This window comes from Arthrobacter sp. Rue61a (assembly GCF_000294695.2).
GTDB lineage: Bacteria > Actinomycetota > Actinomycetes > Actinomycetales > Micrococcaceae > Arthrobacter > Arthrobacter aurescens_A.
In genome coordinates this window covers 21,420-33,496 of sequence record NC_018531.1, presented here as the reverse complement: position 1 = coordinate 33,496, position 12,077 = coordinate 21,420, and the positions used below count along the sequence as shown (strand labels likewise).

Annotated in this window: 10 protein-coding genes; 8 read left to right on the top strand and 2 right to left on the bottom strand. The window is 62.2% G+C overall.

Annotated features, from left to right (window positions below; all coding sequences use genetic code 11):
• Window positions 1-309 precede the first annotated feature (309 nt).
• From ARUE_RS00165 to pknB, 7 genes are read left to right on the top strand one after another with little or no spacing between them, the layout of a single operon-like run.
• The gene (locus ARUE_RS00165; RefSeq protein WP_011772813.1) at window positions 310-1,053 is read left to right on the top strand and encodes an FHA domain-containing protein; all 744 of its coding nucleotides are present in this window, start codon (window positions 310-312) and stop codon (window positions 1,051-1,053) included.
• Window positions 1,054-1,058: 5 nt separating this feature from the next.
• Window positions 1,059-1,538: an FHA domain-containing protein FhaB/FipA gene (locus tag ARUE_RS00160; protein WP_024818875.1), complete on the top strand. Its 480-nt coding sequence runs from the start codon at window positions 1,059-1,061 to the stop codon at window positions 1,536-1,538.
• Between the two features lie 3 nt (window positions 1,539-1,541).
• A complete protein-coding gene (locus ARUE_RS00155) occupies window positions 1,542-3,245 on the top strand; it encodes a PP2C family protein-serine/threonine phosphatase (RefSeq protein ID WP_014920293.1) in 1,704 nt (567 codons plus the stop codon).
• Entirely contained in the window at window positions 3,242-4,672 is a 1,431-nt protein-coding gene (locus ARUE_RS00150) for an FtsW/RodA/SpoVE family cell cycle protein (RefSeq protein ID WP_014920292.1), read from the top strand. The genes ARUE_RS00155 and ARUE_RS00150 overlap by 4 nt, the downstream gene beginning before the upstream one ends.
• Complete coding sequence (locus tag ARUE_RS00145; protein WP_011772809.1) at window positions 4,669-6,126, top strand: penicillin-binding transpeptidase domain-containing protein; 1,458 nt, start codon at window positions 4,669-4,671, stop codon at window positions 6,124-6,126. The genes ARUE_RS00150 and ARUE_RS00145 overlap by 4 nt, the downstream gene beginning before the upstream one ends.
• Window positions 6,123-7,964, top strand: a complete 1,842-nt coding sequence (locus tag ARUE_RS00140) for a protein kinase domain-containing protein (protein WP_011772808.1) — start codon at window positions 6,123-6,125, stop codon at window positions 7,962-7,964. Before ARUE_RS00145 ends, ARUE_RS00140 begins: the two co-directional genes overlap by 4 nt.
• Before the next feature lie 10 nt (window positions 7,965-7,974).
• The gene (pknB, locus tag ARUE_RS00135; protein WP_011772807.1) at window positions 7,975-9,888 is read left to right on the top strand and encodes a Stk1 family PASTA domain-containing Ser/Thr kinase; all 1,914 of its coding nucleotides are present in this window, start codon (window positions 7,975-7,977) and stop codon (window positions 9,886-9,888) included.
• A gap of 102 nt (window positions 9,889-9,990) precedes the next feature.
• Here the strand turns inward: pknB and ARUE_RS00130 are convergent, their stop codons facing one another.
• Window positions 9,991-10,632 (bottom strand): aminodeoxychorismate/anthranilate synthase component II, encoded by a 642-nt coding sequence (locus tag ARUE_RS00130; RefSeq protein ID WP_014920291.1) that lies wholly within the window; start codon window positions 10,630-10,632, stop codon window positions 9,991-9,993.
• Between the two features lie 170 nt (window positions 10,633-10,802).
• Complete coding sequence (locus ARUE_RS00120) at window positions 10,803-11,633, bottom strand: class E sortase (protein ID WP_014920290.1); 831 nt, start codon at window positions 11,631-11,633, stop codon at window positions 10,803-10,805.
• A 156-nt stretch (window positions 11,634-11,789) separates the two neighbouring features.
• Between ARUE_RS00120 and ARUE_RS00115 the strand changes: the two genes are divergently transcribed.
• Entirely contained in the window at window positions 11,790-12,044 is a 255-nt protein-coding gene (locus ARUE_RS00115; RefSeq protein WP_043469552.1) for a cell division protein CrgA, read from the top strand.
• Window positions 12,045-12,077: the final 33 nt, after the last annotated feature.

Here is a 12,077-nt window from a genome sequence, read left to right as displayed (position 1 = left end):
GCATAACGGACATCCGGAGCAAAACACCAATCGACGGGTTGGCAGGGCTCCGGAGCGGGCTGGGAGTCCCCTAACAACAGCTGAACCTGACGAGAATTTCAGCCCCCGCCTCCCGCGCCAACATGGGCCTGGATCGAACTTTTCCGGGTCGCAAGGCGTTGTGGATTAAGGCCATTCCCAGTCAGTCCCAGTAGTATCGGGAAGTGGAAGGGCCGTCAGGCGCGTACTTCGCTGTGTGCGCGGACGGAGCAATGGACGGACTATCGGACCAGGCACAACGGGTGCCGCGGCAAGGAAAGGAGAAGGACCATGGGTTTGCTGGACAAAGTCGAGCGCGGCATTGAAAAGGCCGTCCGCAACGTCTTCTCCACGGGGTCGCGGGCACGTGTTGAGCCGGTGGAGATTGCAAGCAAGCTAAGGCGCGAGTTGGACAACAAGTCCATCACCATCGCAGCCGGGCGGACGCTGGCTCCCAACGTTTTTGATGTCCTGCTCAGCGACGAGGATTTTGCCAGGGCCCAGGAATGGGGAACCCCGCTGGCCGAGGAACTGTGCGACGTCGTTATCCAGCACGTCCGTAGCCAGGGCTACACCCTTCAAGGTGCCGTCCGCATTTCGTTCAGGCGCAATGACGAAGAGCGTGCCGGTCACTTCGAAATTAACTCGCGCACCGAGAAGTCGTCGGATGACGCTGCTCCACAAGCCCCTCGTGCCCACGTTCCGGCTGCCCCGGCGCGGAAACCCACCCGCCTGCAGCCTGTGCTGGACATCGGCGGCCAGCGGTATTCCCTCAACGCCCTGTCCGTTGTCCTGGGCCGCTCCTCGGAAGCGGACATCCTTGTGGATGACACGGGCGTTTCCCGGAAGCACCTTGAGGTCCGCACCGAGAATGGCAGCACTTGGGCAGTTGACCTTGGCTCAACCAACGGCAGTTACGTTAACGGACATAAAGTGAACGGCAGCGTGGAGCTCACAGACGGCTCAACCATCACGATGGGACGTACCAAGATCATTTTCCGCCTCCTCCCCCAAACCCCGGGTGGCCACGCGTGAACGACATCAGCGAGCTGACCATTACAGCGCTTCGCTTCGGGTTCCTCCTTCTGTTGTGGGTCTTGATCTTCAGCATCGTGACCACCATGCGCCGCGACTTCCAGATTGGCCGCAAGGCCGTCACTGGCGTTCCCACAGCACGCGAAGTGCGCAAGCATCCTGAGCTCGCAGCTTCTCCGCCACCGGCAATCCAGCATGCACGCACGCTGGTAGTCACGGAGGGCCCGCTCAAGGGCACCACGGTTCCCTTGGCGGCCAGCCCCATCCTGCTCGGCCGCGCACAGGAAGCCACGCTTGTCTTGGAAGATGATTACGCTTCCGGCCGGCACGCACGCCTGTTCCCGCAGGGCAGCCGCTGGTTTATCGAGGACCTTGGCTCCACCAACGGCACCTACCTGGCCGATCAACAGCTCACCCGTGCTTTACCGGTTGAGCTTGGCGTCCCCGTGAGAATCGGCAAGACGGTCATTGAATTGAGGCCATAGTCCATGGCTTCTCCCGAGACCCCCAAAGGCCAGGAAAAGCCTGCGGAGCGCCCGCTGATCATGCGCTACGCCGCGCGTTCCGACGTCGGACGGATCCGCTCCAAGAATGACGACTCCGCTTATGTGGGCCGCCATCTTGCAGTCGTGGCCGACGGCATGGGCGGTCACGCCGGCGGCGATGTCGCCTCCGCTTCAACGGTCCTGGACATGATCCACCTTGATCATGACGACTATCCGGAGGGTGCTGAGACCGTCCTTGCCGACGAGATCCAGACCGCTAATTCGCTGCTTTCCGAGCTTGTGCACCAGAATCCCAAGCTTTCGGGCATGGGTACCACCGTTACCGCCCTGCTCTTGGAGGGCCGCAAGCTTCACTTCGCCCACATTGGCGATTCCCGCGCCTACCGGCTGCGCAACAACAAGTTTGAGCAGGTCAGCATTGACCACACGTTCGTGCAGCGCCTTATTGACGAGGGCAGGCTCCGCCCTGAGGAAGCCGAAACGCATCCGCACAAGAACGTCCTTATGCGAGTCCTCGGTGACGTAGATGCCAGCCCTGAACTGGATCTGGACGTCTTGGACGTCGAGCCTGGCGAACGTTGGCTCCTGTGCTCCGACGGACTCAACTACGTAGCGGGCCACGTCGTGGAACGCATGGTCCGCGAGACCAAGGACCTGCATGAATGTGCTGAGATCCTTGTGGCCCTCACGCTGGAAGCCGGCGCCCCGGACAACGTCACCGTGGTGATGTTGGAGATTGCGGAGGAGACGGACGACGACGTCAACACGGCCGCCGTCGACATCGTTCCTGCCGCGGCACTTGCCGCGGTTGACGAGCCCGAGGCAGTCACGGCCACCAAGTCCGCGGATGACCTGTCTGCGGACAAGGCGGCAGAAGACACCAAAGCCGACTCCCAAGCCAAGGCCGCACGGGAGGCCGATGCTGGATCATCGTTCAGCGCGGGGGATCCTGGCGACTCAAAGGACGACGCTGCGTCTTCGGACGAGTCCAAAGAACCTCCTGCCACTACCGACCCCCATCTTGGTGAGCACTTGTCGGCCGAAGTGCTGCGCGAGGAGTTGGCCAGTCGCCCTCATGAACTCGTTGGCGCCGCCGCCACCGCTGCTGAGACGGGCTCCATTCCTACCGTCGCCGGCCGCACTGTGGCACGCAGGGCAGCGACTGTCCTGACGCATAAAGCCGAGCAAGACCGTGTTGAGGTCGAAGAGCCGGCTCGTCGACGCGTGCGTTGGCTCATGCCTGCCGTCGCGGCCGTTGTGGTCTTGGGCGTCGTGGTTGGCCTATGGCTTGGCTATGCCTGGACACAGACGCGGTACTACGTAGGCGAATACGATCAGCGGGTCGCGATTTTCAATGGGATCTCGCAGAGGCTTGGACCCATTCAGCTTTCCCGGCTTGAAGCCGTAACCGACATCAGGGTGGATTCATTGCCGGAATACGGCCAGCAGAGCGTACGCCAGACGGTCCCGGCGGGTGACCTCAACGGCGCACAGGGCATCGTGGAGAACCTGCGGAACACTGGCAGCGCCTCCGCCAACTGCCCGAGCCCCTCGCCCACGGCCTCGGGATCAGCTACTACCACCCCGACGCCGACTCCGACAGCCACTGTGCCCATACCCAGCACGGCTGCCGTTGCCAGCCCTACTCCTTCGCCCGTCCCGACTCCCTGTGAGGCGGCCAAATGATGCAGACTGAGATCGCCCCCAAGCCCCGCAGGAACGTTGAGCTGGTGCTCATCGTCCTGGCCCTTGCCGTAGGCATCGGCGCCAGTGCGCTGGTGAGCATCAACTCGGAAGTCGGCCTGGACAGTGACTTCTGGTTCCAGTCGAGCCTCCTCGCCGTCGCGGCTTTCGCGTTCCACATTGTCCTGAGGCTCCGCGCGAAGTATGCGGATCCAGTAATTCTTCCCATCGTGGTTGCGCTCAACGGTCTTGGCCTTGCGCTGATTCACCGGATGGACGGTCCCGGGGACGATACCGGCAACAACCAGCTCCGTTGGACACTCATAGCCATGGCGGTCTCCATTGCCGTGATCTGGTTCCTTAAGGATCACCGCATCCTTCGCCGCTTCACCTACATCTCCCTGGCGGCCAGTGCGTTCCTGCTGGTTCTTCCGTTGATTCCGGGCATCTCCGCCGGTGAGATCCTGGGTGCGCGTGTCTGGATCCGTGTGGGTCCCATGACGTTCCAGCCCGGTGAAATCGCCAAGATCACCCTCGCCATATTCTTTGCGGGTTATCTTTCCTCCAACCGGGATCTCATTCTGTTGGCCGGCCGGAAGATCGGCCCCATGCAGTTCCCGCGCTTCAAGGACCTCGGTCCCATGATCACCGCCTGGCTGGTGAGCATTGGCGTGCTCGTCTTCCAGCGTGACCTCGGATCCTCCATCCTCTTCTTTGGCCTGTTCATCGTGATGATCTACGTGGCCACCAGCCGGATCTCGTGGGTGGTCATCGGCCTGTTGTTGATTCTTGGCGGCGGCTTCATTGCCTCCCAGATCTTCTCCCACGTCGCGTTCCGCATCGACAGCTGGATCAATGCGTTCACGCCGGAGGTCTTTGGCAGGTCCCCCGGTGGCAGCGGGCAGATCGTGGAGGGCCTGTTCGGCATGGCCGACGGCGGGCTGGTAGGCACTGGTCTTGGCCAAGGCAGGCCGGATCTGGTTCCGTTCGCCAACAGCGACATGATTGTGGCCCTCATCGGCGAGGAACTTGGCCTGATTGGCCTCTTCGCCGTGGTGATGCTTTACCTGCTGCTCTTTACCCGTGGCTTTCGTGCAGCCTTGGGCACACGTGATGCGTTTGGAAAGCTCCTTGCATGCGGTTTGTCCTTTGCGATCGCCCTACAGTGCTTCGTGGTCATTGGCGGCGTCACCCGGCTCATCCCGCTGACCGGCCTCACCACTCCGTTCCTTGCGGCCGGCGGTTCTTCGCTTCTGGCCAACTGGATAATCGTCGGCCTTCTGCTCATGATCTCCAATACAGCCCGCGGTCCAGTGGACACCACCCCCATGGTCAACAAACCTCCGGCAAGCAGCAGCACCCCGGGCTCACGTAAACCGGCCACAGGACAGACACCCAGCGCATCAACAGAGGCGGTGAAGCAACAATGAACCAGGCTATTCGCAGTAGTTGGATGGCTGCCGTCGCCATGTTCGCGTTGATCTTCGGCGCCATCAGCTACGTCCAGGTGATTGGTGCTGATGACCTCAATGCCAACCCCTGGAACCAGCGAGCTGTTTTGGCGTCCTTCTGCAACGAGCGCGGCTCGATCATTGTGGGTGGAAAGCCTGTGGCGGAGTCAGTTCCCGGGACTGAATCTTGCGCCTTCCAGCGAAAGTACAACCAGCCGGAGCTTTATGCCGGCATCACGGGATACTTCTCCAAGTTCTTTGGTTCCACCGGCTTGGAACAGTCCATGGGGGAAACTCTGGCGGGCAATTCCGATCAGTTGTTCCTGGATCGCATGAGCCAGATGTTCCTCGGCAAGGAGCCCAAGGGAGCGTCAGTGGAGTTGACCTTGGATCCTGCCATCCAGCAGTTGGCCATGGATCTGATTCCTGAAGGCCAGCGCGGTTCCATTGTGGTGACCAACCCCAAGACCGGCGCCATTCTCGCAATGGCTTCCAAGCCGACGTACGATCCCAACTTGATTGCCACGCATGACCGAACCACTGCGGAGGCCAATTACGCCCAGCTGAACCAGATTCCCGGCATCAACCTGAACCAGAACGTCAGCGGCCCTACCGGCAATCTCCTCTCACCTGGCTCGGTCTTCAAGATCATTGATACGGCTGCTGCACTGAACTCAGGGAAGTACAACAAGGACAGTGAACTGCCCAACCCCAGCAGCCTGCCATTGCCCGGAAGCAGTGCCAGCCTGCCCAACTACGCAGGCGGCAACTGCAACGTCCGCGAAACTGCGTCCTTCGCCTTTGCCCTTGAGCAGTCCTGCAACACCCCGTTTGCGAGCATCGCGCTTGATCTCGGCCAGGATGCCATCCGGGAACAGGCGCAGAAGTTCGGCTTCGGCCAGGACTTCGGCGATCAACTCAAGCTGCAGCAGGCCACCAGCATCTTCCCGGAGGACCTGGACCAGGCCCAGTTGGCACAGTCCTCAGTGGGTCAGCGCGACGTCAAAGCCACACCGCTTCAGATCAACCTGATGACGGCGGCCATCGCCAACGGCGGAGTGCAGATGAAGCCGAACCTGGTTGAGGCCATCCGTGCGCCTGATCTGCGCGTCATCAACGAACCCAAGCCTGAGGCGCTCCGCACCAGCACCACGCAGCCCATCGCCAGTCAGATCACTGAGTGGATGACCAGTGCCGTAGACAATGGCATTGCCAAGGGTGCAGCCGTTCCCGGCGTCAAGGTGGCCGGCAAGACCGGCACCGCCGAGCTCGGCGATTCAGGTTTGAACAACTCATGGTTTACCGGGTTCGCCCCGGCAAACGACCCGCAAGTAGCCGTCACCATTGTCATGGAGAGTGTGGACGTGCAAACCGGGGCCCAGCTAACCAGTCCGAACGCAAAGAAGATTTTTGAGGCGGTGTTGAATAAGTGAGGCCTACTTCAGGAATCACACTCGGCGGCAGGTTCCAGCTGACCAGTCGCATTGCGATTGGCGGCATGGGCGAGGTCTGGAAGGCCAAGGACCAAATCCTCGGCCGGATCGTTGCCATCAAGGTGCTCAAAGAGGAATACACCGGTGACCCCGGCTTCCTCCAGCGCTTCCGCGCCGAGGCACGGCACACTGCCCTGCTCAACCACGTCGGCATCGCCAACGTCTTCGATTACGGCGAGGAAGCCGGTTCGGCCTATCTGGTGATGGAGCTCGTGCCCGGACACCCCTTGAGTGGCATCCTCGAGCGCGAGCAGGTCCTGTCACCGGACATGACGCTCTCTATCATCTCGCAGACAGCGCGGGCCCTGGCGGTTGCGCACGCGCAGGGCTTGGTCCACCGTGACATCAAGCCAGGCAACCTGCTGATCACGCCGGACAACCGCGTCAAGGTCACCGACTTCGGCATCGCTCGATTGGCAGACCAGGTGCCGCTCACGCAAACCGGCCAGGTCATGGGCACCGCCCAGTATTTGGCTCCGGAGCAGGCGACGGGCCAGACGGCAACGGGCTCCTCGGACATCTACTCGCTCGGCGTCATCGGCTACGAGTGCCTCACAGGGCACCGTCCGTTCTCCGGTGAATCGCAGATTGCCATTGCCCTCGCCCAGGTAAACGACGCACCGCCGCCCCTTCCGGAAACGCTGCCCACGCCCGTGCGCGCTCTCCTGATGTCCATGCTGGCCAAGGATCCCAAGAACCGCCCCGCCAACGCCATCAAGCTGGCCGAAGCCGCTGAAGCCATCCGCAATGGGGACATCGCCACGGCGCACGCAGCCGTACCCGGCATGCTGTTGTTCGAATCCACTACCGGACCCATCACGGCGCCTGTGGACACCGCAACAGCACCCACCGGCGTCGTAACCTCGCCTTACGGCAAGGAGCAGTCGACGACGGCGACCTCCGCACTTCCGGTGCTGGGCGCCGGTGCTGCAGGGGCTGCTCTCGGAGCCGCTGCTGCGTCTGACAACCCCCTGACGCGTGCCAACGCGCTGGAGGCTGAGCGGCAGCTTAGCGACGACGAAGAAGTGGTTTACACCGACGACGAGAACTACGATGACGCTGAACCGGAGCGCAAGAAGCGCAGTCCGTGGACGTGGCCCTTGGTTGCCCTGATCCTTCTGGTCCTGTTTGCCTTGGTTGGTTTCCTGATCTCCCAGTCGGGATTCTTCTCGCCGAGCCCCGCGCCGAGTGAGTCCACCACCACCAGTGCCAGCCGGAGCGCAAGCCCCACCTCCGCGTCGGCCACCCCGACGCCGAGGCCTACGGAGACCTCTGAGGCACCCCAACCCACGCAGTCGGTTCCCCAGAAAATCAACGTCATCCCGGAGCAATACCAGGGCCAGCCTTTTGAGACGGTCAGCGCACAACTTCGTGCCTTGGGGCTTGGAGTGGACGGTCAGGAAGTCTTCGACGACACAGCTCCCGTTGGTATCGTGACGGGCCTGAACCCCACCGGTCCTGTTAACCCGGGAGAAACCATCACCGTGACCTACTCCAAGGGCCCGGAATTGGTGGCTGTACCCGCCATTGCTCCAGGGGTGGACGAAGCCCGAGTTCAGCAAGCCATTGAAGGTGCCGGACTGCAGTGGGTGGCGGGCGAACCCGTCAACGGTGCAATCGGCCAGCAGCCCGGAACCTTTGTCCGGTCCTCGCCGGCAGCCGGCAGCCAGGTCGCAGCAGGCTCAACGGTCACCTACTACCTGTCCAAGGAACTTGTTCCGATCGATCCCGGGACGTCCACTGCCACGCCCACCGGCACCGGCAGCCCGAGCAGATAAGTAAACCGCCATGTCAACGTCACGCCCAGGTCCTGCGCATCGAGAGGAGAGCACACCCGTGTCCTCCCAGCGCATCCTCAATTCTCGCTATGAACTTGGCGAGCTGATCGGTCGTGGCGGTATGGCGGATGTCTACCGGGGAACGGACACCCTGCTGGGACGGACCATCGCCGTCAAGGTCCTGCGAGCGGACCTTGCACGGGATCCCCAGTTTCAGGCCCGTTTCAAGCGCGAGGCCCAAGCTGTAGCGGCGTTGAACCACCCGTCCATCGTGGCCATCTTCGACACCGGCGAATACTCGGTACCTGGAGGGCCGGGCGAAGACGTGCGCGTCCCGTATATCGTCATGGAATACGTGGCCGGACGTACCCTGCGCGACATGATCAAGGCCAACGAGCTTGGCGTCGAGGACTCCGTCGGCTTCACCCTGGGTGTGTTGGGCGCTCTCGAGTACAGCCACCGTGCAGGCATCGTCCACCGCGATATCAAGCCGGCCAATGTGATGGTCTGTGCCGACACCGGGGATGTGAAGGTCATGGACTTCGGCATCGCGCGTGCCATGGCCGATTCTGCCGCCACAATGACCCAGACACAGGCCGTGGTGGGCACTGCCCAATATCTTTCGCCGGAGCAGGCCCGTGGCGAAACGGTGGATGCGCGCAGTGACCTCTACTCGGCCGGTTGCCTGCTGTTCGAGCTGCTGACCAGCAGGCCTCCGTTCATTGGCGACAGCCCCGTATCGGTTGCTTACCAACACGTCCGTGAGACCCCGGACTTGGCCAGCGCCCACAACCCGGAGGTCTCCGAAGCACTGGATTCCGTGTTGGTTAAGGCGCTGCAGAAGAGCCGCACGGATCGATTCCAGGATGCGGCAGCCTTCCGTCGGGCCCTGCGTGCCGCCAGCAACGGCATCCCCGTACCCGCGGTGGCAGCCAGCGAGGCTCCCACGGACCCCAACGACCTCGTGGACCCTGAAGACCCGGCAACAGAGCTTTTGAGCACAACGGCCGTAGGCTTCCTCGATGCCGATCAGTTTAAGGACGAACCGACCGATCAGCCTCAGGAAGAACCGCTTCCGTTGGGCCTCCCACCGGAACGTGAGGTGCCCGAGCGCCAGAAGTCCCGCCGTCGAGCCTGGGTTGCCACGTTGGTGATCTTCACAGTCCTGGTGCTGGCCGGCGGCGGCTTCTGGCTCTACAGCCTCATGAACATGCAACCGCCGCCACCGGCGAAAATTGCCGTTCCGGTAGTCACCAACATGTCCGAATCCCAGGCCATCCAGGCCCTGTACTCGGCCAAACTGAAACCCACATCTGTTCGTGAGCCCAGCGACACCGTGGCCAAGGACATGACAATCGGGACATCGCCGATTGCTGGTGCCATGTTGGAACAAGATGCTGAGGTCGTCCTGAAGATCTCCAGCGGTCCCAGCTCAGTGACCATCCCGGCGGACATCGTGGGGCGCACTGAACCCGACGCACGGGAAGCTTTGCGCAGGCTTGGCATCACCGGCGAAGTAGTGACCGCTTTGACCCACAGCCCCACTGTCCCGGCCGGCGTAGTGCTCGGCACTGCTCCCGCACCGGGCGGCGCGATTGCTGTGGAAAGCAAAGTGGAGCTGCAGGTTTCCACCGGCAAGGTCCTCATGCCTCAGTTGATCGCGTTACCGGCAGCTGAAGCGGAAGCCGCGCTGAAGGCCAACGGGCTGAACATCGCAATCGTGGAACAGGAAAATTCGCAGGTTGCGGCGGGAACAGTCACGGCTCAGAGCGATGCCTTCAACACTGAGGTGGCCCAGGGCAAGGTGGTCACTGTCACGGTGGCCAAGGCCCCCGCACCGGTCCCCACACCGACGCCTACCCCGACTCCTACGGAGACTGAGAAGCCGACGCCGAAGCCCACACCTACGCCAACTAAGAAATAGGGGGCTTCTGCGTCTGTCGCGTCCGCCGACCTCCGCGTGCTCGCTCGTTGCTCGCTTAGACGCACGCTTCCGGTCGACAGCCCGCGACAGACGGTTTAGGTTTTATTGCTTGATCAGTGGGCTCAGCTTTGAGGCGCGTTCGGCCGCCCCGGTCATGCCGAGGGACTCCAACCAGTTACCCAGCATCTGGTATCCGCCTTCAGTGAGCACCGATTCGGGATGGAATTGCACGCCGCAGAGGGGTGCCGTCTTATGCTGCAGCCCCATCACAACGCCGTTGGTGGTCTCCGCGGTGATTTCCAGAACGTCAGGGATGGAGTCCCGGACCGCTGCGAGTGAGTGGTAGCGCGTTGCCGTGACGGGCGACGGGAGGCCTACAAAAACACTCTTGCCTTCATGCCGGACCGGTGACGTCTTGCCGTGCATGAGTTCCGGCGCGTGAGTCACCACTCCGCCATAGGCTTCGGCCAGGGCCTGGTGTCCCAGGCAGACACCGAACATAGGCTTGGCGGCCTCACCGCACCACTTGATGAGCTCGATGCAGACGCCTGCTTCGGCGGGGGTACCCGGGCCGGGGGAGACCAGGACGCCGTCGCGGGTTGCTGCGAGCTCGGTGGCTTCGGCGAGTGTCACGTCGTCGTTGCGGACCACCGTTGTTTCGGCGCCGAGTTCCTGGAGGTATCCCACCAGCGTGTAGACGAAGCTGTCGTAGTTATCCACTACAAGGATTTTTGTTGTGCTCATGGCTGCTGCACTGAACCAATCGTTGAGTCGGTCAAAGTGGTGAATTGGGAGAACCACGGGAAGAGGAACTCGACCATCAGTACCAGTGCTACGCCCACCAGTACCAAGGATGTCAGGATCCGCACCCATAGGGGGCCTGGCAAATTACGGAAGATCCACGCGTACATCTGTTACCCCTTTCCGTGTGCCCGGGCTACTTGGGCGGCGATTTCCGACGGCGGTCCGGCTGAGGCGGGTTGCCAACTATCCAGCATCGAGTACGCGATGATGCGTTCCTGTGCCCCAAACCGCGGGTTGCAACTCGTCATGGTGAGGATACTTTCCGTGGGCTGGACTCCCGGTTGGGTGGGAACGGGCATCAGGACGTCCGTGCGGTCCGGGAGGACGATCTGATTGTTGCGGAACACGTAGGTGTAATAGCCGTCAGCCGTCTGGATGTAGATCTTGTCCCCGGGAACCAGAGTGTGGATGTTATCCAGTACGGCGCCGTGGGTTTGACGGTGGCCGGCCACTGCGAAGTTGCCGGGGGCGCCAGGCATGGCGGTGCTTCCGTAGTGTCCCAGTCCAAGGGTGTCCAAGACGTCTGAACCGGTGCCTTCGATGATGGGGCGTGTGTAGTCCGGGCCGAAACGAGGAATGTAGATGATTCCGATCATTCCAGCGTAGGCCGGTGCCGGCGTAACCACAGGCGGTCCGTAGTCCACGGGGGCGGCGGCAGGCGCTGCAGGAGTTATGGGGCCGGAGAAGTCCTGAGCGAAGCTCTTCACCGCTTCAGTCTGCTTGGCGTCTGCTTCCACGTTGGTCCACCACAGCTCCCAGCCCACAAAGAGGAGCAGGACGATGCCTGCCGTGATGAGCAGTTCTCCCAGGATCTGACTGATTTTCCGGATGACGTCCGAAGCCCGAAGACGCTTGCGGGGGCGGAGTTCCTGCCCATGGCGGGCGGACGGCACGGCTGAAACCGCCGTCTGCTGCTGATGCGCCACAAGGTCTCCTTGCATAGGGCGCGGGCGGCGTGGGCGGACCCCCGGTTGCGGCTAGACTTGACAGCTAGAACCAACCCGGAACGCCGTGTGGCCGTTAACCGCTGGAAATTTCCTTCCTGCAGGATATCAAGGCTGGCGGGACGGGTATTAACCGAACAGCCAGGAGGATCCGTGCCCGAGTCCAAGCCCCGCAAGCGGCCTGCCCGTCAGGCCCAGCAGACTTCCGCAGCACAGCAGTACAAGCCCAACCCGGTTTGGTACAAGGCTGTCATGTTCGGCCTGATGATCCTCGGCCTGATCTGGATCATTACTTTCTACATCACAGAGGGCCAGCTCCCCATCCGCGAGTGGGCCTCGTGGAACATCGTGGCAGGCTTCGGGATTGCGATCGTCGGCTTCCTCATGACCACTCGGTGGCGCTCCTAGGAATTCCGCGCCTCACATTTCCGTGCCCGTGAA

Excerpts from the sequence above, each read along its gene's own strand:
- ARUE_RS00165 (WP_011772813.1), top strand. The coding sequence starts at position 310 with ATGGGTTTGCTGGACAAAGTCGAGCGCGGCATTGAAAAGGCCGTCCGC.
- ARUE_RS00130 (WP_014920291.1), bottom strand. The coding sequence starts at position 10,632 with ATGAGCACAACAAAAATCCTTGTAGTGGATAACTACGACAGCTTCGTC.
- ARUE_RS00155 (WP_014920293.1), top strand. The coding sequence starts at position 1,542 with ATGGCTTCTCCCGAGACCCCCAAAGGCCAGGAAAAGCCTGCGGAGCGC.
- ARUE_RS00120 (WP_014920290.1), bottom strand. The coding sequence starts at position 11,633 with ATGCAAGGAGACCTTGTGGCGCATCAGCAGCAGACGGCGGTTTCAGCC.
- ARUE_RS00145 (WP_011772809.1), top strand. The coding sequence starts at position 4,669 with ATGAACCAGGCTATTCGCAGTAGTTGGATGGCTGCCGTCGCCATGTTC.
- pknB (WP_011772807.1), top strand. The coding sequence starts at position 7,975 with ATGTCAACGTCACGCCCAGGTCCTGCGCATCGAGAGGAGAGCACACCC.
- ARUE_RS00150 (WP_014920292.1), top strand. The coding sequence starts at position 3,242 with ATGATGCAGACTGAGATCGCCCCCAAGCCCCGCAGGAACGTTGAGCTG.